This window comes from Deinococcus murrayi DSM 11303, from assembly GCF_000482805.1.
Taxonomy (GTDB): Bacteria; Deinococcota; Deinococci; order Deinococcales; family Deinococcaceae; genus Deinococcus; species Deinococcus murrayi.
Genome location: NZ_AXWT01000021.1, coordinates 55,896 through 76,552, shown reverse-complemented (window position 1 = coordinate 76,552; position 20,657 = coordinate 55,896). Strand labels below are relative to the sequence as shown.

The following is a 20,657-nucleotide window of genomic DNA, read 5'->3' as shown; positions in this document are numbered from 1 at the left end:
TCCCTGTAAGACCCGGCACCGTCCCCGCGCCCGCGCCGCGGCAGCATCGGCTATGCGACTTTGGACCGTGGCAGCGGGGGGATTTCTGACCGCGTCGGCGGTGGCCCTGGCGCACTACGCGCCCGCGCTGCCCGACAGCGCGATTGCCAAGCCCGCCCGGCAGTTCGGCCTGCCCTTCGCCGGAGCGCCCGGACCTGACACCTGGCTGCTGGGGCAGGGGTACGGCAACACGACCGGGGCCTACCGCCAGCGCCGCAGCACCTACGGCAACCTCCAGGGGCTACATGCGGGGCTGGATTTCAGCGCTCCGTGTGGCACCCCGGTCCGTGCCATCGGGGACGGGGTGGTCGCGGAGGTGGACGGCCCGCACGGCAGTCCGCCGCACAACGTCGTCATCGACCACGCCGGAAACCTCAGCAGCCTGTACGGGCACCTGCGGGTGCGCTCTGGCCTGCGGGTCGGGCAGCGGGTCACGCGCGGGCAGGTCATCGGGGAAAGCGGCGACTCGCAGTTCACCTGCGTGAGTGCGCCGCACCTGCACCTGGAGGTGCGCGACCGCTCGCACCAGCGCCTCTTGAACCCGGTGCCCTATATCGCCGCCGACTGGGATTCGCTGGCGCTGGTGGGGTCGTTTGGGCGGGGCTATCAGTACGACCTCGCCGCCCCACGCAAGTGGCAGACGCCGGAAGCTCAGCCGGAGGTGCGCCGGGGCGGGCCGATTCTCAACGACTACGCCCGGCCCTGGCCACCCGCACCGGGGGGGGCGCGGTGAAGACGGCGGCGGTGTTGGCCCTCGCCCTGACTGCCCCAGCGCTCGCGGCCACCCTCCCCTCCAAGGCGGTCCTGAGCGGCACCTGCTGCCCCGGCGCGGTGTGGACCCCGGACTCGCGGAACCTGCTGTTCCTGGACGGCCCCCCGGCGCGGCCCGCGACGGGCATCTACGCGGTCTCCGCGAACGGGGGGGAGGTCACCCGGCGCTTTTCCTCGGTGGCGTTCTTCTCGCCCCGGCTGCTGTGGGCGGTGCGTCCGGGAAGCGGTGAGGCCACCACCCTGGAGCGGCTGGCGGACGGGCGGCGTTTTACCCTGCCCACGCGCGGGGCGGATGTGACCTGGACCCGCTCGGAAACCCGGCTGGCGTATGCCCGCTCGGAGACCACCGGCAACTTCGACCGCCGGGCCACCCGCGTTTTCGTGGCCGACGTGTTCGGCCCCGCCCGGCAGGTCGTCACCCTGTACGGCGGGGGCATTCACGGCTGGGTGAACGAGACGACCCTGCTCCTCAGCGGCAAGGGCACCCCGGCGGCGCGGGACCGCGACCTCTTCACCGTAGACACCCGCACCGGGGCGCGGCGCACGCTGGCCTCGGCGCTGTCGTTCCGGGGGGTCAGCCTCAGCCCGGACGGGGCGTGGGTGACGTACTTCGTGGCCTTTGACTCGGCTCCCCGCAATGGCCTGTGGGTGCGGCCCACGGCGGGCGGGGCGGCGCGCAAACTCAGCGCTTTCGGCTCGTACCGCTGGCGCGACGCCCGCCGCCTGCTGCTCATCCCGCTGGACCCGAATGGTGGCCCGCATGTCCTGCGGGAGTACGACGTGGGCAGGGACGCCTGGCGCACCCTGGGCGACCTCGGCGACCAGGTTCGGCAGGGCGACTGGTCGGTCAGCCCGGACGGCAAGAAGGTGGCCTACCTGAGTGCGCGGGACGGGAACCTGCGGGTGCTGACGCTGCCCTAGGCTCAGGTCAGGAAGAGGCGGTAAGCCGGGTTCGCGCTCATGTCCTCGGCGGGGTACCCGGTGGCGGCCAGAAAAGCGGCGAACGCGGTCTCCTCGTCCGGCGGCACCTGAAAGCCCGCGAGCACCCGCCCGTGGGCGCTGCCGTGGTTGCGGTAGTGAAAGAGGCTGATGTTCCAGCGCCCGCGCAGCCGGGTCAGGAACTCCAGCAGGGCACCGGGCCGCTCCGGAAAGGTAAAGGCATAGGCCCGCTCGTGGGCGGCTTCGGGGGCGCGGCCCCCCACCAGGTGCCGGATATGGACCTTGGCGAGTTCGTCCCCGGTGAGGTCGGTGACCGGGTAGCCCTGCGCCCGCAGGGTGCCCAGCACCTCCCCCCGCTCGCCGGGAGAGGCGAGCTGCACGCCCACGAAGACGCGGGCATGCTCGCGGGGGGCGTAGCGGTAGTTAAACTCGGTGACTGCGCGGGGGCCGAGGGCACCGATGAGCGCCCGGAACGCGCCGGGCCGCTCCGGGATGGTGACCGCGAAGACGGCCTCGCGCTGTTCGCCGACCTCGGCCCGCTCCGCGACGTGGCGCAGGCGGCTGAAGTTCATGTTCGCCCCGCCCGTCAGCGCCACCCGCGCCCCGCTGCCCCCCAGGCCCGTCCCCGCGTGCCGCTTGAGGCCCGCCACCGCCAGCGCCCCGGCGGGTTCCAGCACGGCGCGGGTGTCGTCGTACACGTCCTTGATGGCGGCGCACACCTCGTCGGTGCTCACCTGAACCCAGTCGTCGACGAGCCGCCGGGCGAGGGCAAAGGTGTAGGCCCCCACCCGCCGCACGGCCACTCCATCCACGAAAAGGCCCACCCGCTCCAGGGTGACCCGCTCGCCCGCCCTCACGCTGCGGGCCATCGCGTCCGAGTCTTCGGGTTCGACGCCCACCACCCGCACGTCTGGGCGCAGCGCTCGCAGCACCGCCGCGACCCCGGCGATGAGGCCCCCACCCCCCACGGGGACGTACACGGTGGCTCCCGCCGGGTCGCCCAGTTGCCGCAGCAGCTCCAGCCCTACGGTGGCCTGGCCCGCAATCACCCAGGGGTCGTCATAGGGGTGCACCGGGGTCAGGCCGCGCTCGCGGGCCACCTCCTCGGCGCGGGCCTCGGCGTCGCTGTAGGTGTCCCCCCACAGCAGAACTTCTGCTCCCCGGACCCGGCAAGCCTCCACCTTGAGGTCGGGGGTGGTTACCGGCATCACGATGACCGCCCGCACGCCGAGGGCCTGGGCCGCGTACGCCACCCCCTGCGCGTGGTTGCCCGCCGAGGCGCAAATCACCCCGCGGGCACGCTCGGCCCCGCTCAGGGCGCTGAGCTTGTTGTAGGCCCCGCGCAGCTTGAAAGAAAAGATGGGCTGCTGGTCTTCCCGCTTGAGCAGCACCGCCCCCCCCACGCGGGCGCTCAGGCGCGGAGCCGGGCACAGGGGCGTTTGCACCGCCGCCGCATAGACCTGCCCGGTGAGGGCAAGGCGCAGCACGTCGTGTTCGGTCAGGGTGTCGGGCGTAAAGGCCTGGGGCTGAGACATGGCACCTCCGGGGGGCGGGCGGGGGAAAAATCGGCGTCCCCACCGCAGGCGGGGCGGGTGGGGACGTGGGGAGCGCGGCGAAGGCAGCCGGGGCGTCTACGTCCCAGAACCTTCCAAAATCGGCGTGCCGCGCATGCCCCCAGCATAGGCGGGGGCCGCCCGCGCCGGGGGCGGGGCGGGGTAGACAGGGCTAGCCCCAGGGCCGCTTCCCCACCCCCGCCACCCGTGCGGCGAGGTCGTAGGCGACCGCCAGCCCCAGCGTGTCCGCGAGGGGGCCGCCGAGGAGGAGGTGCACCCGCCCGCCCAGCGCCTCGTGGCGGGGCGGGGCGTCCGGGCGGCCCTGCGGCAGGGCCACCCACGCGCCGGGCACGTCCGCGAGGCTGCGCCCAATCTCCAGCGCCCCGGTCGCCAGCGGGGGAAGGGCCTCCATCAGGCGGGTGAGGTCTTCGAGCGTCTCGCGGCGCACCCCCACCGGCACCCCGGTGAGCCGCCCCCCCTGCGGGACATACCCAGCGGGGTCGCGGTGGTGCAGGGGCGGAACCACCGTGAAGCCCCCGTGCTGCGGGCGCAGGGTCAGGCCGCCCGCCCGCACGACCGGGGTCTGGTCGCCGCTGGGCGTGTTCAGGCGCGGAAACTGGCGGTAGGCCCGCCCGTGCGCCGTGTGCACGCCGAGGTCCTGCTCGGCGGCGGCTGGGCCGTCTGCCCCCAGCGCCACGACCATGACCCCGGCGCGGACCTCGTGCGTCTCGTGGGTGACGACCTCGTGGGTGTTCGTGACGGTCAGGCGGTCGAGGCGTACCCCGCCGGGGAGGAGGTGCGCGTGGGTGTTCAGCAGCAGGTCGGCCCCCGCCCGCACCGCCGCCCCCCCACAGGCCAGCGCTGCCGCGCCGGGGCGGTAGGTCGCGGCGTCCTCGTCCACGTCGGCCCAGGGGAGGGCGTCCGGGTCGAGGAGGGGGGCAGCCTCCGGGAAGCGGGCGAGGAGGGGCCGGGTGGGCACGCGCCCTGGCCCCTCCTCTGCGTGCAGGCGCAGCAGGGGCCGGGGCTGAAAGGTCACGTCCCCGAACGCGCCCGCGAGCTGCTCCCGCTCCCAGCGAGCTTCCGCCTCCCGGCCCGGCGGCACATCCAGCCGGGTCCACACCCCCGGCGCGAGAATGGTTGCCCCCTCCTCGTTGGGGAGGCCGCCGCGCTCGACGAGGAGCAGGCGCAGCCCCGGCGCGAGCCGCCGCAGAAAGAGGGCACAGGCTGTCCCCATCCGCCCGGCCCCCAACACGGCCACGTCGTACTCGCGCTCCGCAAAGGGCTGCCCCACGTGCGCCCACACCCGCCCCGCCTGCCCTGGCCCGCCCGTCATGGCTCCATGCTGTCACGTCCCCGGCTCTCACGTTCCTGTCAGTCGGAGCGGCAGGGAGGCACGTATACTCGCGGCATTCATGCGCGCGCTGACCTTTCTCATGGCGCTGGCGGCCTGCGGCGCGGCGGGGGCGCTCGACGTGCGGGTGCTCGTGGCGAGCGGCCCGCAGCTCACCGTGCGGCTGCCGCCCCCACCGGGACCGGGCTTGACAGTGCCCCTGGCGGCTCCCCCGGCCCCCGCCGCGCCCTCCGTGCCCTGGACGGTGGGGAACCGGGGCGGCAAGCTCACCCTGAACGGCCAGGACGCGGGCAGCGAGGTGCTGTACGTGCCGCCCTCGGAAGGAAGCCTAGTCGAGATTGCGGGCAAGACCTACCGCGGCGGGGTGCTGCTGCGGGCCGCCGAGGGGGGCGTCCAGGGCATCAATGTGGTGGACGTCGAGGACTACCTGCGCGGGGTGGTGCCCGCCGAGATGCCCGCGAGCTGGCCCGCCGCTGCCCTCGCGGCCCAGGCCGTGATTGCCCGCACCTATGTCTCCGCCCGCATCAACCCGGCCCTGCCCTATGACACCTGCGCCACCGAGAGCTGTCAGGTCTATCGGGGGGTGGCCGCCGAGAAGCCCGGCACCGACGCGGCGATAGCGGCGACCGCCGGACAGGTCCTGGGCTACGGCGGCAAGCCCGCCCAGACCTATTTTTCCAGCGATTCGGGCGGCCACACGGCGTCGAGCGAGGAGGTCTGGGGGCGCGGCATCCCCTACCTCGTCGCGCAGCCGGACCCCTACTCGGCGGACAGTCCCCGCGCCCGGTGGCGGGTGGAGGCGAGCGCCGCGCGGGTGCAGGACGTCGCGGGCCGCTTCGGGCTGAAGGTGGGCACCGTGCGCTCGGTCGGGGTGACCCTGACCTCCGAGTCGGGCCGGGTGCTGGAGGTCACCGTGACGGGGGGCGCGGGGAGCGGGCGGCTCGGCGGCCTGCGGGCGGGCGACTTCGTGCGGGCGCTGGGGGCCTACAGCACCCGCGTGCGGCTGGGCGGCAGCGTCGGGCCGGGGCAACCACTCGTGCTGGAGGGGTCCGGGGCCGGGCACGGGGTGGGCCTCTCGCAGTACGGGGCGCTGGGGATGGCCCGCGCGGGCACCGACCACCGCCGCATCCTGAGCTTCTACTACCCCGGCACCACGCTGGAGCTGCTCGCGGATACGCCCGGCGAAGGGGGCCGCCCGGTGTTCGCGGCGGCGGGGGCGGGCGATGCCCAGTAAGACGACCCGGCGGCTCTTTCGCGGCTCCCTGAAGCGCGGCCCCCTCCTCGCCGGGGCGCTCGCGGCCCTCCTCGCGGCGGGCGAGGCGGCAGCCCGCACGGTGCGCATCGTGCAGGCGCAGTCGCTGGAGCTGCGGCGCATCGACGAGCAGGAAATCGTCATCATCAGCGGCGGCGAGGGCGACGGGCCAAACGGCGGTTTGGTCGAACTGCGTCTCGACGAGGACGTCGTGCGGGCCATGCGGGTGGAGTACAACCGCACCCGCCGGACCCTCACGCTGGTGGGGCAGGCCACCTACCGCAGCGCCCGCGACGGCCAGGACCTGCGCGGCGAAAACCTCGTCGTCGACCTCGGCTCCGAACAGCTCACCGGGGAAGACGTCCTCATCAGCGACGGCGACATCGAGATTCGCGGCGCGGAGGTCGAGCGCATTCCGGGGCAACTGCGGGCTAGCGGGGGCTACTTCACCCCCTGCGCCAAGTGCGGGCGCACCCCCAACGACTACGCCTTTCGCGCCGAGCGATTGGTCGTGTACCCCGGCGACCGCCTCATCGCCTACCGCGCCCAGTTCCTGATTGTAGACGTGCCGGTCTTGTACCTCCCGGTCGTCGTGCTGCCCCTCAACGAGCCGGAGCGCCAGCCGCGCTTTGCGGTGGGCACCGGCGACCCCGACGGCCTGACCGTGCTAGCCGACCTGCCCTTTTCGGTCGGCACGAACACGCTGGGCACCACCCTGATTCGCTATTACGAGAACCGCGAACCCGCCCTCGGCTTGGGCGTGGACCTGCGCTCGTATTCGCCGTTGCCCTTTGTCGACCGGGTCAACCTCTATACGCTCGCCAATCCCAAGCCCTTTGCCGCCGACGGCACCCGGCAGCCCGGCTATGACGTGGACCTCGACTTCTCGGCGCGGGGGCGGGTGCCGCTCTCGCTCGCCGTGCGCGACCTCGACTACAGCCTGAACGTGCGGCGGCGCGATATCGGGCGCTCGATGGCGGACCCGGAACGCGGGGTGACCACGGTGGACTTCCGGGCCAACGTGGAATATCCGCTGTTCTCGGCGGGGTTGACCTATCTCGACCGCTTCGGACCAGAGCCGAAAACCGCCCTCTTTACGCCTCTGCGAACGCCCGAAGTCGTCATCGACCCCAAGCCGTACACCCAGGGCACCTTCAGCGTGGATACCCGCCTCACCGCCGGGCGCTACACCGCCGCGAGCAACCCGCTCTCGCGCTCGGCGACCGCGCAGGGGGTCAACATCACAACCACCCGGCTCGAAGAGCAGCACGCGGTCACCTACAGCGCCCGGCCCTGGCCGGGGGCCGACTTCTCGGTCACGAACACCTTCACCGGGCGCTATTACGGCACCGGGGCGCGAACCGTGAACCTCGACCTCTCCGGGCGGCTCACCCAGCGCTTCAACGTCACGAACACCCTGACCGCCCGCGCGAGTTACATCCGGGTGGAGGGTACCAGTCCCTTCGCCTTCGACGCGCTGCCGGGCCAGCGCCTCAGCGCCCCGATTGGGCTGGATCTCTTCACCATTCCGGTCAAGGACACCACCTTCACGGTGGGCTACAGCCGCGACCTCTTCCTCCCCGAAGACCAGCAGCCCGCGACCGAGTTCCGGGTCACCGTGAACCGCAGGCCCGTGAGCCTCAACTTCGGGGTGCGGCACAACTTCTCGACCGGGGAGCTGGAGAGCACGGCCTTTAACCTCACCCTCAGCGACCCCACCGCCGGTCAGGTCACCGTGGTGCCCGCCCGCCCCGCCCAGCCCGCGACCGAGACGCAGGCCGCCGTGCCCGCCCGCCCGCAGACGGTGACGCGCAGCAGCCTCTGGCCCGCGCCGAAGCTCACCCTCACCGCGACGGGGGGCTACAACCGGGCGACCGGGTACCAGCCCTTTACGGTCAAGGCGACCGTGACGGGGGACGTGCGCTCGAACTACTTCAGCGTGTCCGTCAGCCACGACATTCAGACGCCCCGCTTGCGCTCGCTGAGCGCCGAGTTCGCCGGGGTGACCCGCACGGATACGGTGGTCAACCCGGTATCTTTCTCCGGCAGCGAAACCTGGAACCTCATCGACAACCGCCTCTCCGGGCGCTACAGCGCGACCTGGCGCGGCGAGTACACCGCTTCTCATACCCACGAACTTCAGGTGCAGGCCCCCGGCGACGAGCGGCCCAACGGCACCGCCTTGTTCAGCGTGGGCACGGTGGCGGGCCGGGCGACCAACTGGCAACTGACCTACGGCGGCCCCTTCGATGTGGAGCGCTGGGGCTACACCCGCCCTGCCCTGACCGGGAGCGTGCGGGCCACCCGGCCAGGGCAGTCGCTCGCGCTCTCGGCCACCGTGAACACGCCGGGGCTGGAGCAGCCGCGCACCGAGGTGGCGCGGGCCGACCTCGACGCAAACTGGCAGTTCGGCACCCGCTTCGCCCTGTCGGGGCGGGCCGCCTACAGCCGCACCCGCACGGGCACTTTCCCGAACGACGTCGCTACCGACACCCTCATCGTGGACCCCCTGCGGGTCGGCGTCGCCATCGGGGACGGGCCGCGCCCCGGCGCGTACGTGACGGCAGCGCTGCGGCAGACCTTCACCTGGGTGGACGGCGAGCGCCTCAACCCCGCCCCCCTCGCGCCCGTCATCGGGTTGACCATCGACCGCTGCTGCTGGGCACTGCAAGCCGAAATCGACCTGAGCCTGCGCCGCTACCGCCTCGGCATCAGCCTGCCGGGCAGCTCCAGCTACCCCCTCTTCGACTACGGGGTGAACGGGCTGAACATTCCGCTGCTGCCGGGGCCGCTCAATCCGGGCAACCGGTAGCCGCTCCCCACTCCCCCCCACCCTCCGGAGGTCCCATTCGTGAAACGCCTCGCCCTGCTCCCCCTGACCGCCCTGCTCTTCTGCGCCTGCACGGGAACCGTAGAAACCCTGCCTGCGCTGCGGCTTGCCGTGTTGGAGGGGGGCGGCACGACCCTGCGGACGGTCACGACGGGCGGGGGGGGAGACGGCGTGCGGGTCACGCCCGCCCCGGTGCTCGGCCCCAGCGTGACCGTCCCGGACGGGGTGACGGTGGACCCCCTGCCGGGGAGGGGGACGCGGCTGCTGCTCACCCGGCGGGGCGGGCTGGAGAGCCGGGACGCGAATCTGGCGGACGTGCGGCCCTTTGCGCCCGCCTTTGACGCGCCGGGCTTCACGCCCCCCTGCTTCGTGACGACCGCGCTGAACGCGGCGCGGGACCGGATTCTGAGCCTCAGCCAGTGCGAGACGGGAGGGGTGCTGAACGGCACCCAGCAGCTTGCCCTCTACCGCACGGACGGAACGCTGGTGTGGCGGGCGGCGCTGGGCGGGGCCGCCGTGGTGACGGGGCCGGACGTACCCCCGGTGCGGGTGGCCGCAGTGCGCCGGGCGGACGGGGTGGACGTGGCGGTGGTGGCCCGCCCCGCGCTGGGGGGCGGCAGCGAGGTGCTGCGGGTGGCGGCGACCGTCCCCGGCGCGGACCGGGCCGAGCCGAGCCAGCCCGTGCCCACCCCCGCCATCCGCGACCTCGCCCCGGCCCCGAACGGCACGTCCGTGTACGCCGCGACCGACACGGGGGTCCGGACCCTGGGCACGGACGGCGCTCCCGGCGAGGCGCTTGCGGCCTTCGGGGAGGGCCGGGCCGACCGGGTGTGGACCTCGGCGGGCAGCGGGGTGCCCGGTCGCACCCTCATCGCCGCCTGGCGCGACCCCCGCGCGAGCGGCCTGGGCAGCGAGCCGCTGCGGCTGTGGGACGCCTCCGGCCCGCGGAACGAGGCCCTGACGGTCAACGCCTTCGCCGACCTGCGCGACCTGACCTTCGCCCCCGACGGGTTCCTGTACGCCCTGAGCGCGACCGCACTCACCGGCTACGACACCGTCATCGGGCTGGGGTCCGGCACGGTGGGGGGCACTCCCAACTGGCGGCCCGTCACCCTGCTGAGCGGCCTGAACGACGCGCGGGCGGTGACGTGGTTGGTGCCCTGAGGGGGAAGCTGGCCGCCAACAGCTCCAGCGCCGCCGCCTCCACCACCCCCCGCGCCCCCAGGAGCGGCACCCCGCCGCGCACGAGGAGGGTGACCACCGCCCCGCTCTGGGGCGCGAAGGCCAGGGCCGTGCGGGTGCCCCGCGCGACGCCGCCATGCCACCACACCCCCCCGCGCACGAACCAGCCGGGGGCCACCCCGTGCAGGTGGGGGGGCAGGCCGGGGGGCTGCGAGACCTCGCGCCAGTGCTTCCCCGCCCGCCCGTCCAGATGCGCCTCCCCGAAGGCGAGCAGCTCTCCCGCCGTTCCGAAGAGGCCGCCCGCCCCGGCCAGCGGCCCGAAGCCCGTGACGCCCTCGCCCAGCAGCGTGGCGGTGGGGGCGACCAGCCCGCGTGCCGGGGGGGTCAGCCCCACGCCCGGCACCCCCAGCGGCCCGGTCACGTACCGGGCCAGCGCCCGCCCGTAGCCCGCCGCGCTGACCTCCTCGCCCGCCGCGTGCGCGAGGGCCAGCGCGAGCACCCCCACCCCCAGGTTGGAGTACACGAAGCGTCCCGCCCCCCGCCGACTCGCCCAGCGCCGGGCACTCGCCAGGGCCGCCGGGGCGTCCATGCCGCCGTAGGGGTCCTGAAAGCGGGTGAAGGTGGTCAGGGCCGCCCGCGCCGGGTGGGGGGGCAGGCCCGCCGTGTGGGTGGCGAGGGCGCGGGGGGTCACGAAGGTCGGAAAGGCCCGGAAGGGGCCACCCAGCCGGGCGAGGGGCGCATCCCACGCGAGCCGCCCTTCCCGCACCAGCGCCCCCGCCAGCGCCGCCGTGAAGGGCTTGGTCACGCTCGCCAGCTCGAAGACGCCGTCTTCGGGAACGCCCCCCACGCCGACCACGGCCACCCGCCCGCCCTGCGCCGCGCCGACCACCCCGCCCCGGCGCAGGGCGAGGCGCAGCAGCGGCAGCGCCGGGCGCAGGTCGCGTTCCAGTACGGCCTCCAGCTCGCGCCGGGCGGCTTGGAGGGGGTCGCGGCGGAACATGGCCCCAGCCTAGCGCCCCGGCTTCCGGCTGGTACGCTCAGGCATGTTGCCGCCCCGCCCCGCCAAGAAGCCCCTCACCCACAGCCTCCACGGCGAATCGCGCCCCGACGATTACCACTGGCTGAAAACCCAGGGCAAGACCGACCCGGAGGTGCTGGGCTACCTCGAAGCCGAAAACGCCTACCTGGACGCGGTGATGTCGCCCCTGCGGGAGACGCAGCGAGCCATCTACGAGGAACTCCTCTCGCACGTGCAGGAGGAAGACGACCAGCCCCCGGTGCCCGACGGCGACTGGGAGTACTTCACCCGCACCGAGGAGGGCCGGGCGCACCCCCTCTTCCTGCGCCGCCCGCGCGGTGGGGGAGAAGCCCAGCTCCTGCTCGACCTCAACGCCCTCAAGGAGCGCGAGGGCCACGCCAACGTCTGGGTGTACGTGACCCGCCCCAGCCCCGATGGGCGCTTCTGGGCGTCCCTGCTGGACACGACCGGGCAGGAGGTGTGGGAGCTGCGGGTGCTGGACACGGCGACCGGGGAGCTGGCCGAAGCCCCCCTGAGCGGCGTGAGCGGCTGGACCCTGGACTGGGGGGCAGACGGACGCACCCTCTTCTACGCCACCGAGGACGCGACCCAGCGCCCGGCCCGCATATGGCGGCACACCCTGGGCCAGCCCCAGACTGCCGACGAGGAGCTGTGGCACGAGGCCGACCCCACCTTCCGTGCCTGGGCGCATGTGGCCGAGAACGGCACGACGCTGCTGCTGGGGGGTTCCGCGAATATGGCCGACGAGGTGGCGGCGCTGGACACCCGCGACCCCGCCGCGCGGCCCCAGGTCCTGCTGCCCCGCGAGCGCGGCGTGGAGGTGCAGCTCACCGACGGCGGCGACCACTGGCTCGCCCTGACGAACCAGGGTGGGGCGTCCGAGTTCCGGCTGGTGCGCCTGCCCAAACGGCAAGGGGTGACCTGGGCCGACGCGCAGGACGTGCTGCCCCACGACCCGCAGCGCTACCTCACCGGGATGCACCTCTTCGCCGGGCACCTGCTCGTCGCCGGGCGCGAGGGGGGCTTGACCCGCCTATGGGTGCTGCCCCGCACCGCCCAGGGCTATGGCCCCGCCCGCCGGGTGGAGTTCCCGGAAGCGAGCTACACCGTCCGCATCGGGGCCAACCACGTCTACGACACGGCGACGGCCCGCATCCTCTACACCAGCCTCACCCGGCCCACTGAGCACCTGGACCTCGACCTCAACACGCTGGAGACGAGGTTGGTGAAGGCCACGCCCGTGCCGAACTACGACCCCGCGGACTACGTCGCCGAGCAGGTCTGGGTGGATGCCCAAGACGGCGAGCGGGTGCCCGTCAGCCTGGTGCGCCGCCGCGACACGGCCCTGCCCGCGCCCACGCTGCTGTACGGGTACGGCTCCTACGGGGCGTCCATGGACCCCACCTTCAGCCTCTCGCGGCTGCCGCTGCTTGGCCGGGGCTGGGTGTGGGCGGTCGCGCATGTCCGCGGCGGCGCGGAGCTGGGGCGGCGCTGGTACGACGCCGGACGCCTCGCCCACAAGAAGAACACCTTCACCGACTTCATCGCGGCGGGCGAGGGGCTGCGGGCGGCGGGAGTCGCGGGCGACCTCGTGGCGATGGGCCGCAGTGCGGGCGGCCTCCTGATGGGCGCGGTCGTCAACCTGCGGCCCGACCTGTGGAAGGCCGCCTTTGTGGGGGTGCCCTTCGTGGACGTGCTCTCCACCATGCTCGACGACTCCATCCCCCTCACCACGGGCGAATACGACGAGTGGGGCAACCCCAACGACCCGCAAGCCTACGCCACCATGCGCGAGTACAGCCCCTACGACAACCTGCGGCCCGCCGTCTACCCCCACCTCTTCGTCTCCACGGGCCTGAACGACCCCCGCGTCGCCTACTGGGAACCCGCCAAGTACGTGGCAAGACTGCGCGACCTGCGCCAGCCCGGCAGCGGCGTGCTCGTCCTCAAGACCAACCTGGGCGCGGGGCACGGCGGCTCCAGCAGCCGCTACGACGCCCTGAACGAGGTCGCCGAGGAGTTCGCCTTCGCGCTCGCGGCGGTGGAGGGACGGCTGGGCGCGGGCGGGCAATAACCCGGCAAGAAAAAAGCCGCCTTTTTGGGCGGTGATGAAAACAAGATAGCGCGGGATGCACCGGGAGTTAAAAGGTATACAGGGGAGTCCCAGGGGGCGTACAGTGAAGCCACCGTCACAAGGCCCGCGGTTCTTCCACCGGGGCAGGGGTGGGCGTGGCCTGCTGGTGCGGCCGCGGAAAGGAAGGGCCTCATGACCACGCTGCGGCTGACCCTCATCCTTGGCCTGACCCTGGTCACCCTTGCCCCGGCGCAGCAGGGACCGGCGGCCTCCTCCACGCTGCTGCACCTGCCCGTGACGCCGGGGGCCATTCGAGTCACTGACGCCGCCGCCACCCGCGAGTTCGGGAGCTACCTGAGTGGGCTGGCGCGGGACGAGGGCGGGACCTGCCAGGCAAGCGAATACCTTGTCTGGAACAACCCCGCTCTCGCAGACCGGATTGCGAACGACCTGGGCACGCAGTTTGGCAAGCGGGGCCTCGTGTTTGAGGCGCTGGACGAGGTCGAGGAGGACGGCACCACCGCCCTTTCCTTTCGCCTGACCGAGAAGGTGAACCGTTACGTGGGCCTGCTTTACTTCGATGACGAGAGCGTGGTGCTGGGCTGGTGCCAACTGCGGGCCGCCCAGGCACAGGCGGCCCCCGCCCCCCGCTCGGCCTCGCCCACGCCCGCGCCCGCTGCCGGGGTGACCCCTCGCCCCGGCACCTACACGGGCGACCTGACCGGAGACTTCAAGGGCACCAGCATCAGCTTTCAGGTGGCGGCCGACGGGCGCACAATCACCAACGTCCGCATGACGGGTTACTGGCGCTGCCGCGACGCCCTGAGCAGCAGCGGCGCCAAGCTCAACGCCCGGTTGATCGGTGAACTGGGCGAGATGCCCGGCAACGTGCCCGTGCAGGCGGGCACCTTCAGCCGCCGCGCCACCGCCCCCTACCTCGTCTGGGAGTTCGCCGGGCGCTTTGTGTCGGCCACCCAGGCGCAGGGCACCTTTCTGGTGGAAGCCGACGACTGCACCTCCTACAAGCTGAGTTTCACGGCCACGCGCCGCTGACTCACGCCCAGCTCAACTCCACCCGCGCTTCCACCCCGCCGACCTCCCGCCCCGTCCAGTTCTGCAACGTAGCGGGCGCGAGAGCACGCATCTCCGGGGTGACGGATACGCCCAGCGCCTCCAGCACCGCGAGGGCCACGTGGGGCCGCGCCCGCTCGCCGCCGTCCGCGACCTTGAAGGCCACCCCCAGCGGGCCATGCGGGGTGTCCCGCAGCGCCATCCCGTAAAACGCCTCTGCGCCCATCTTGGCGGCGAGGCCGGGCACAAGGGGCATCAGCATGGTGTCCAGCCGTCCGCGTCCGGCGACGAGGAAGGGATGGGCCGTCATCGCCGAGAAGACGCGCTCCAGCGCCGGGGCCAGCTCGCCCCGTGGGGCCGCGAGCCGGGCAAACATTCGCGCCGAGGCGTGCAGCGGCAGCGCGAAGGCGGGCACGCTACAGCCGTCGGTGCCCACCCGCACGGCCTCCAGCCCCACCCCGCCCAGGTCGGCGTGCAGCTCCCGGATGCGGACTTGCAGCGGGTGCCCGTGCTCCGCGTACCCCTCGCGCGGCCAGCCATTCCGAACACAGGCGAGCAGCATCCCCGCGTGTTTGCCCGAACAGTTGTGGTGCAGCGGGGTCGGAGCGGCGTCCCAGCGAATGAGGGCGGCGGCAGCCTCCGGGTCAAAGGGCGGGTGGGTCCCGCAGCGCAGGTCGGCCTCCGTGCTCCCCGACCGCGAAAGCAGCCGCTCCACGACCGCCAGATGCTGGGGCGTGCCCGCGTGGCTCGCGCAGGCGATGGCCAGCTCGTCCCCCGGCAACTCCGGCACCGCGAGCGCGAGGGGCAGCGCCTGCACCGGCTTGGAGCTGGAGCGCGGAAAGGTCACGAGGTCCGCATCTCCACACCAGGCGACCACCTCGCCGGCCCCGTCCACCATCGCGACGTGAACGGTGTGGATGCTTTCCGGCACGCCCCCGCGCGTGAAGACGACCTGCCCAGGCTGTGGTGTCATGGCCCCCAGGCTAGCGCGGCTTGACTTCCCGCCCTGCGCCCCTTACTCTCTTCTCCGCTGGTCCGGTAGTGTAGCGGTTAGCATAACTGCCTGTCACGCAGTAGGTCGCGGGTTCAAATCCCGTCCGGACCGCCAGAAGAAGAGAGCGAGGTGCCGTTGGGGGCCTCGCTCCTTTTCGCTTTTAGCGGTCACCTTTCAGCTTTCAGCCCGGAATGCTGTCGCTTCAGCAACAGCCTGTCGGAAATGCCACCCCGCCCCCTTCCTCTCGCCCGCGGTTGCCGTATCATGCGCCCCGGTTTCGCACGGCGTCCGTTGAGTGCCGGGAGCACCGCGCCCACGCATTCCGAACCCCGCGCACGGCGAGCCTACCTTAGCCACGGAGGACGCCTGACTTGACTGCTGCCCCCCCCTTTTCCCCCGCCGACGCCGCCGAGCTGTACCAGGTTCCCAACTGGAGCGGTGGGTGGTTCCGCGTCTCCGACAAGGGTCAGATGGAAGTGACCCCCGCGCCAGGCTTGCACGCGCCCCTGCGGGCCATCGTCGATGAAATCGTTGAGCGCGGCGAGAGCCTCCCGGTCATCCTGCGCTTTCCGCAGGTGGTGGCCGGGCGGGTGCGCCACCTCAACGAGGCCTTTCGCAAGGCGATTGCGGAATACGGCTACGAAGGGCACTACCAGGGTGTCTTTCCCATCAAGGTAAACCAGCGCCGCATGGTCGTGGAGTCGGTCGCCGCCGCCGGGTACGAATACGCCCACGGGCTAGAGGCCGGAAGCAAGGCCGAACTCGCCCTGTGCCTCGCCCAAAAACTGCACCCCGACGCCCTGCTGTGCTGCAACGGCTTCAAGGACGACGGCTTCATCAAGCTCGCCCTGTGGGGCCGGACCCTGGGCAAGAACGTCGTCATCACGCTGGAGAAGTTCTCGGAGCTGGAGCGGGTGCTGAAGCAGGCCAGGGCGCTGGGCGTCAAGCCTGCCATCGGGGTGCGCTTTAAGCTGCACGCCCGCGGCTCTGGCCAGTGGGAGGAATCGGGCGGCGACCGGGCCAAGTTTGGCCTCAACGCCTACGAGCTGCTGCGGGTGGTCGAGCGCCTGCGCGAGGAGGACATGCTCGATTCCCTCGTCATGCTGCACACCCACATCGGCAGCCAAATCACCGACATTCGCCGGGTCAAGGTCGCCGTGCGCGAGGCCACCCAGACCTACGCGGGCCTCATCGCGGCGGGGGCAAGGCTCAAGTACCTCAACGTGGGCGGCGGCCTGGGCGTGGACTACGACGGCTCCAAGACGACCTTTTATGCCTCCATGAACTACACCGTGGGCGAGTACGCCGCCGACGTGGTGTACACCGTGCAGGAGGTCTGCCGCGCCCGCGGGGTGCCCGAACCGGTCATCATCAGTGAGTCGGGCCGTGCCCTGACTGCCCACCACGCCGTTCTCGTGATGCCCGTCGTGGACGTCACTGGCCCTACCCGCGACCTCGAAGAACTCGCCGCCCCGAACGAGGACAGCCACCAAATCATCAAGGACCTCGAAGAGATTCTCGTGAACATCTCGGCCCGCAACTACCGCGAGATGTACAACGACGCGGTGGGCGATAAGCAGACGCTGCACAACCTCTTTGACCTGGGGTACGTGACGCTCGACGACCGCGCCCGCGGCGAGGCCCTCTTTAACGCCATCCTGCGCAAAATCGCCAAACTCATTCAGGGCGAGAAATACGTGCCCGACGAACTCGAAGACCTCCAAAAGGTCCTCGCCGACAAGTACATCTGCAACTTCTCGCTCTTCCAGAGCCTGCCCGACAACTGGGCGATTCAGGCGCTCTTTCCCATCGTGCCCCTCGACCGCTTGAACGAGCGGCCTACCCGGCAAGGCACCATCGTCGACATCACCTGCGACTCGGACGGCAAGATTGAGAAGTTCATCGACCTGCGCGACGTCAAGGCCACCCTGCCCCTGCACGAGCCGGGCGACCGACCCTACTACCTGGGCGTCTTTTTGATGGGGGCCTATCAGGACGTCCTCGGCAGCGCCCACAACCTCTTTGGCAAGGTCAGCGAGGCGCACGTCACGGTGCGGCCCGGTGGCAAGTTCCACATCGACCTCTTTGTGCGCGGACAAAAGGCGCGGCGCATGATTGAGTCGATGGGCTACGAGGAAATCATGCTGCGCGAGTCCATCGAGGACCAAGCCGACGCCGCGCTGAAGGCGGGCACCCTCCCCCCCGACCAAGAGCAGGAACTGCTCGACGATTACGGCGAGGAGCTGCTGGGCTACACCTACCTGGAGTACGAGGAGGGCTGAGCGGAGGAGATACCACCGCTCGCCCCCTTGTCGCCCGCCCATACAACATCTAGTATGGGCGGGCTTTCAGGGTGAAAGCCTCCGCAGGAACTGAGGGAAGTCCGGTCACACCCAGGGCCAAGCCGCCCGGCGGGTTCAGTCCGGCACAGTCGCGCTACGGTCACAGTCCGAACGCTCGCCTCGCGGAAGACGTCTCCTCGCTTGCCCCCGCGTCAGGGGCGTCAGGTGGACCCATGCTGCGAATCTAACCCTGACCTGTTTGCGCGTCCCTCTCCCCCCGGAAGACGCGCCCTTTTGCTCGCTTTCCTCCGCCCTTCGGAGGCTTTCTGCCCAGCGCCCAGCTGTGGCGGGGAGCCTGTGCGCTTGCTTGCCGACAGATTTCGTCGGAGTCCTTGAGGAGTGTGATGACCCTGCTCCCTGCCCCGGCCCGGCCCAGCCCGGAGACCCGCATCACCCACGTCGTCTTTCCCGGCACGACCAACCACCACGGCACCCTCTTCGGGGGCGAGGCGCTCGCGTATATGGACAGCGCCGCCTTTATCGCAGCGACCCGGCACTGCCGCCGCAAGGTGGTCACCCGGCACCTCGGCGAGACCGAGTTTCGCCGTCCCATTCCGGCGGGCACCCTCGTCGAACTCGTGGCCCGCGTGGTGGCAACCGGGCGCACGAGCATGACCGTCCGGGTCGAGCTGTGGACCGAGCAACTCTACAGCGAGGAACGCGAGCTGGGCTGCGTGGGCACTTTCGTGCTGGTCGCGCTGGACGAGGCGGGGCGGCCTGCGCCCGTGCCGCCGCTCGCGGAGGGGGGAAGGCTGTGATCCTCCTCTACGACTCCCTCACCGGGAACACCCGCCGCTTTGCCGAGCAGCTCGCCGCGCGGCTGGGGCTGCCCGCCGCGCCGCTCGCGGCGTACGCGGGGGGAGACGCCCTGCTGCTGACCTACACCTTTGGTCGGGGGGAGGTGCCCGCAAGCACCCGGCAGTTTCTCGCGCAGTTCGCCCCGCAGGTGCGCGGGGTGGTGGCGAGCGGGTCGTACCACTGGGGGCAGAACTTCGGGCGAGCGGGGCGGGTCATCGCCGCGGAATGGGGGATTCCCCTCGTCGCCATCATCAACAAGTCCGGCTCGCAAGCCGACCTCGAAAGGGTGCAGCAATGGATCGTTGGACAGAACTGAACAACAAGGTGCTCGCGGGCGGCGTCGTGAATCCCGCCCATGACGGGGAAGCCCTGAAGGCCTACTTCCAGGAGCACGTCAACCCCAACACCGTCTTTTTCCATGACCTGGAAGAAAAGGTCCGCTCCATGACCGAGCGCGGCCTGTGGGACGCGGAGCTGCTCGCCCGCTACCGCCCGGAAGACGTGAAGGCCGTCTTCACCCGCGCCTACCGCCATGGGTACCGCTTTCAGAGCTTCATGGGGGCGCAGAAGTTCTACGCGGAGTACGCCACGAAGACCCCCGACGGCTCCCGCTACCTGGAGCGCTACGAAGACCGCATGAGCATGGTCGCCCTCGCCCGCGCCGGGGGGGACGCAGAGTTGGCCCTCACCCTGGTCGATCACCTCGTGCAGCAAACCTTTGTGCCGGCCACCCCCACCCTGATGAACTCCGGCAAGGCGAACACCGGACGCCTCACCTCGTGTTTTTTGCTGCAGTCGTGCACGGATTCGCTCGACTCCATCATGAAAACCCAGCACTTTGCCGCCGACCTCTCCAAAAACGGGGGCGGGGTGGGGATTGACCTCTCCAACCTGCGGGCGCGGGGCGAGGACCTGCGGGGCCTCAAGGGGGTCACCAAGGGGGCGGCGGCGGTCGCCAAGCTCTTTGACGTGCTCTTTCGCTACGCCGACCAAGCCGGGCAGCGCCAGGGGGCGGCGGTCGTCAACCTCAGCGTGATGCACCCGGACTTCCAAGAGCTGCTCGCGGGCAAAAAGATTGCCACCGACGAGGACGCCCGGCTCAAGACCCTGTCGGTGTGCGCGGTGATTCCGGACGTCTTTATGCAGGCCGTGCGCGACGACCAGGACGTGTATCAGGTCTATCCCCGCTCCTACGAGCAGGCGACGGGCCGGGTCTTTACCGACATCGATTGGGAGCGCGAGTACGCCGATATCGTCGCCAACAGCCAGATTCGCAAGCGCCGGGTCTCCGCGCGGCAGCTCCTGCAAGAGATCGCCCTCACCCAGGGCGAGAGCGGGTACCCCTACCTGCTGTTTACCGGAAACGCGAACCGGGCCAACCCCGTTCCCAACGTCGGCACGGTGAAGATGACGAACTTGTGTTCCGAAGTCATGCAACCCACCCTCCCCAGCCACTTCCACGGGTACGGGCAGGAGGCGCGGGACGTCGTGGGTCTCGACGTGTCGTGCAACCTGGCGTCCCTCCACATCAGCAACGCCCTCGCGTCGGGCGACCTCGGCGGGGTGGTGCGGGCGGCCATTCACATGCTCGACGACGTCGCCCGCTCCACCAACATCGAGGAAGTCCCCGCCGTGGCCCGCGCCAACCGGGAGATGCGCTCCATTGGCCTCGGCGCGATGAACCTGCACGGGCACCTCGCGGCGCACGGCCTGAGTTATGGCTCCCCGGAAGCGCTCGCTTTCTGCGACCTCTTTTTCGAAGCGGTGCACTTCCACGCCCGCCGCACGAGCATGGAAATCGCCAAGGGCACCGGCTTTGTCTTCCGGGGCTTCCAGGGCAGCCACTACCACAGCGGCGAGTTCTTCCGGGGGTACACCGAGCGGGAGCGCGAACCGTCGGAGGGCATCGCCCCGGAGGTTCGCGCTGCCCTGCAGGGGGCGTGGCTTCCCACGCGCGAAGACTGGCGGCAACTTGTCCGGGACATTCAGCGCCACGGCCTGGCGCACTCGCACGTCATGGCGGTGGCCCCCACGGGCAGCATCTCCTACGTCGCGCACGCGACCGCCTCGGTGATGCCGATTACCGAGAAAGTGGAGACGCGCACCTCCGGCAAGGGCAAGACGATCTACCCCATGCCGGGCCTCTCGCCGGAGACCGAGTGGTACTACGAGGAAGCCTACGACCTCGACCAGCGCCGGGTCATCGACACGGTCGCCACCATCCAGCGCCACGTCGACCAGGGCATCAGCTGCACCCTCTTTGTGCGCTCGGACATCACCACCGCCGACCTCGCCCGGCTGTACATCTACGCCTACCGCAAAGGCCTCAAGAGCCTGTACTACCTGCGCCAACGCCGCACGGCGGTGCAGGAGTGCGTGGCGTGTGCGGTCTGATTCCGACCGGGCCGGATGGCCCCCGGTC

The 20,657-nt window shown here is 71.4% G+C and carries 15 protein-coding genes and 1 tRNA gene; 12 read left to right on the top strand and 4 right to left on the bottom strand.

Annotated features, from left to right (window positions below; all coding sequences use genetic code 11):
* Positions 1 to 52: 52 nt before the first annotated feature.
* Together H565_RS0105160 and H565_RS0105155 are read left to right on the top strand one after the other, a co-directional pair.
* Positions 53 to 772, top strand: coding sequence for a M23 family metallopeptidase (locus H565_RS0105160; protein WP_027460102.1), 720 nt, complete (start codon positions 53 to 55; stop codon positions 770 to 772).
* On the top strand, positions 769 to 1,731 hold the full coding sequence (locus H565_RS0105155; RefSeq protein ID WP_027460101.1) for a TolB-like translocation protein: 963 nt from the start codon (positions 769 to 771) through the stop codon (positions 1,729 to 1,731). The genes H565_RS0105160 and H565_RS0105155 overlap by 4 nt, the downstream gene beginning before the upstream one ends.
* A gap of 2 nt (positions 1,732 to 1,733) precedes the next feature.
* Here the strand turns inward: H565_RS0105155 and ilvA are convergent, their stop codons facing one another.
* Together ilvA and H565_RS0105145 are read right to left on the bottom strand one after the other, a co-directional pair.
* On the bottom strand, positions 1,734 to 3,284 hold the full coding sequence (ilvA, locus tag H565_RS0105150; protein WP_027460100.1) for a threonine ammonia-lyase, biosynthetic: 1,551 nt from the start codon (positions 3,282 to 3,284) through the stop codon (positions 1,734 to 1,736).
* Positions 3,285 to 3,474: 190 nt separating this feature from the next.
* A complete protein-coding gene (locus H565_RS0105145; protein WP_027460099.1) occupies positions 3,475 to 4,635 on the bottom strand; it encodes an FAD-dependent oxidoreductase in 1,161 nt (386 codons plus the stop codon).
* A gap of 79 nt (positions 4,636 to 4,714) precedes the next feature.
* Here H565_RS0105145 and H565_RS14380 point away from each other — a divergent pair, with 79 nt between their 5' ends.
* From H565_RS14380 to H565_RS0105130, 3 genes are read left to right on the top strand one after another with little or no spacing between them, the layout of a single operon-like run.
* Positions 4,715 to 5,887, top strand: coding sequence for a SpoIID/LytB domain-containing protein (locus tag H565_RS14380; RefSeq protein WP_051363427.1), 1,173 nt, complete (start codon positions 4,715 to 4,717; stop codon positions 5,885 to 5,887).
* Positions 5,877 to 8,717 carry an LPS-assembly protein LptD gene (locus tag H565_RS0105135; RefSeq protein WP_034408441.1) on the top strand — a complete coding sequence of 947 codons (2,841 nt, stop codon included), beginning with the start codon at positions 5,877 to 5,879 and terminating at the stop codon, positions 8,715 to 8,717. The genes H565_RS14380 and H565_RS0105135 overlap by 11 nt, the downstream gene beginning before the upstream one ends.
* Positions 8,718 to 8,756: 39 nt before the next feature.
* A complete protein-coding gene (locus H565_RS0105130) occupies positions 8,757 to 9,899 on the top strand; it encodes a hypothetical protein (protein ID WP_051363426.1) in 1,143 nt (380 codons plus the stop codon).
* On the opposite strand, the gene H565_RS0105125 is transcribed toward H565_RS0105130, so the two are convergent.
* Positions 9,844 to 10,917: a serine hydrolase domain-containing protein gene (locus H565_RS0105125; protein ID WP_027460096.1), complete on the bottom strand. Its 1,074-nt coding sequence runs from the start codon at positions 10,915 to 10,917 to the stop codon at positions 9,844 to 9,846. The genes H565_RS0105130 and H565_RS0105125 overlap by 56 nt on opposite strands.
* Before the next feature lie 43 nt (positions 10,918 to 10,960).
* On the opposite strand from H565_RS0105125, the gene H565_RS0105120 reads away from it, so the two are divergent.
* Positions 10,961 to 13,030, top strand: coding sequence for a S9 family peptidase (locus tag H565_RS0105120; RefSeq protein ID WP_027460095.1), 2,070 nt, complete (start codon positions 10,961 to 10,963; stop codon positions 13,028 to 13,030).
* Positions 13,031 to 13,222: 192 nt separating this feature from the next.
* Positions 13,223 to 14,083, top strand: a complete 861-nt coding sequence (locus tag H565_RS16295) for a hypothetical protein (protein ID WP_034406875.1) — start codon at positions 13,223 to 13,225, stop codon at positions 14,081 to 14,083.
* 1 nt (position 14,084) lies between these two features.
* On the opposite strand, the gene H565_RS0105110 is transcribed toward H565_RS16295, so the two are convergent.
* Positions 14,085 to 15,074: an asparaginase gene (locus H565_RS0105110; RefSeq protein WP_027460094.1), complete on the bottom strand. Its 990-nt coding sequence runs from the start codon at positions 15,072 to 15,074 to the stop codon at positions 14,085 to 14,087.
* A 59-nt stretch (positions 15,075 to 15,133) separates the two neighbouring features.
* Between H565_RS0105110 and H565_RS0105105 the strand changes: the two genes are divergently transcribed.
* From H565_RS0105105 to nrdE, 5 genes are all read left to right on the top strand, one after another.
* Positions 15,134 to 15,209: transfer RNA gene (locus tag H565_RS0105105), tRNA-Asp, on the top strand.
* Between the two features lie 257 nt (positions 15,210 to 15,466).
* Complete coding sequence (gene speA, locus H565_RS0105100) at positions 15,467 to 17,377, top strand: biosynthetic arginine decarboxylase (protein WP_027460093.1); 1,911 nt, start codon at positions 15,467 to 15,469, stop codon at positions 17,375 to 17,377.
* Positions 17,378 to 17,781: 404 nt separating this feature from the next.
* Positions 17,782 to 18,195: an acyl-CoA thioesterase gene (locus H565_RS0105095; RefSeq protein WP_051363425.1), complete on the top strand. Its 414-nt coding sequence runs from the start codon at positions 17,782 to 17,784 to the stop codon at positions 18,193 to 18,195.
* A complete protein-coding gene (locus H565_RS0105090) occupies positions 18,192 to 18,551 on the top strand; it encodes a class Ib ribonucleoside-diphosphate reductase assembly flavoprotein NrdI (RefSeq protein WP_027460091.1) in 360 nt (119 codons plus the stop codon). The genes H565_RS0105095 and H565_RS0105090 overlap by 4 nt, the downstream gene beginning before the upstream one ends.
* On the top strand, positions 18,530 to 20,629 hold the full coding sequence (gene nrdE, locus H565_RS0105085) for a class 1b ribonucleoside-diphosphate reductase subunit alpha (protein ID WP_027460090.1): 2,100 nt from the start codon (positions 18,530 to 18,532) through the stop codon (positions 20,627 to 20,629). The genes H565_RS0105090 and nrdE overlap by 22 nt, the downstream gene beginning before the upstream one ends.
* Positions 20,630 to 20,657 lie beyond the last annotated feature (28 nt).

Coding starts and splice junctions, on each gene's coding strand:
- H565_RS0105160 (WP_027460102.1), top strand. CDS start 53: ATGCGACTTTGGACCGTGGCAGCGGGGGGATTTCTGACCGCGTCGGCG.
- ilvA (WP_027460100.1), bottom strand. CDS start 3,284: ATGTCTCAGCCCCAGGCCTTTACGCCCGACACCCTGACCGAACACGAC.
- H565_RS0105145 (WP_027460099.1), bottom strand. CDS start 4,635: ATGACGGGCGGGCCAGGGCAGGCGGGGCGGGTGTGGGCGCACGTGGGG.
- H565_RS14380 (WP_051363427.1), top strand. CDS start 4,715: ATGCGCGCGCTGACCTTTCTCATGGCGCTGGCGGCCTGCGGCGCGGCG.
- H565_RS0105135 (WP_034408441.1), top strand. CDS start 5,877: ATGCCCAGTAAGACGACCCGGCGGCTCTTTCGCGGCTCCCTGAAGCGC.
- H565_RS0105125 (WP_027460096.1), bottom strand. CDS start 10,917: ATGTTCCGCCGCGACCCCCTCCAAGCCGCCCGGCGCGAGCTGGAGGCC.
- H565_RS0105120 (WP_027460095.1), top strand. CDS start 10,961: ATGTTGCCGCCCCGCCCCGCCAAGAAGCCCCTCACCCACAGCCTCCAC.
- H565_RS16295 (WP_034406875.1), top strand. CDS start 13,223: ATGACCACGCTGCGGCTGACCCTCATCCTTGGCCTGACCCTGGTCACC.
- H565_RS0105110 (WP_027460094.1), bottom strand. CDS start 15,074: ATGACACCACAGCCTGGGCAGGTCGTCTTCACGCGCGGGGGCGTGCCG.
- H565_RS0105095 (WP_051363425.1), top strand. CDS start 17,782: ATGACCCTGCTCCCTGCCCCGGCCCGGCCCAGCCCGGAGACCCGCATC.
- nrdE (WP_027460090.1), top strand. CDS start 18,530: ATGGATCGTTGGACAGAACTGAACAACAAGGTGCTCGCGGGCGGCGTC.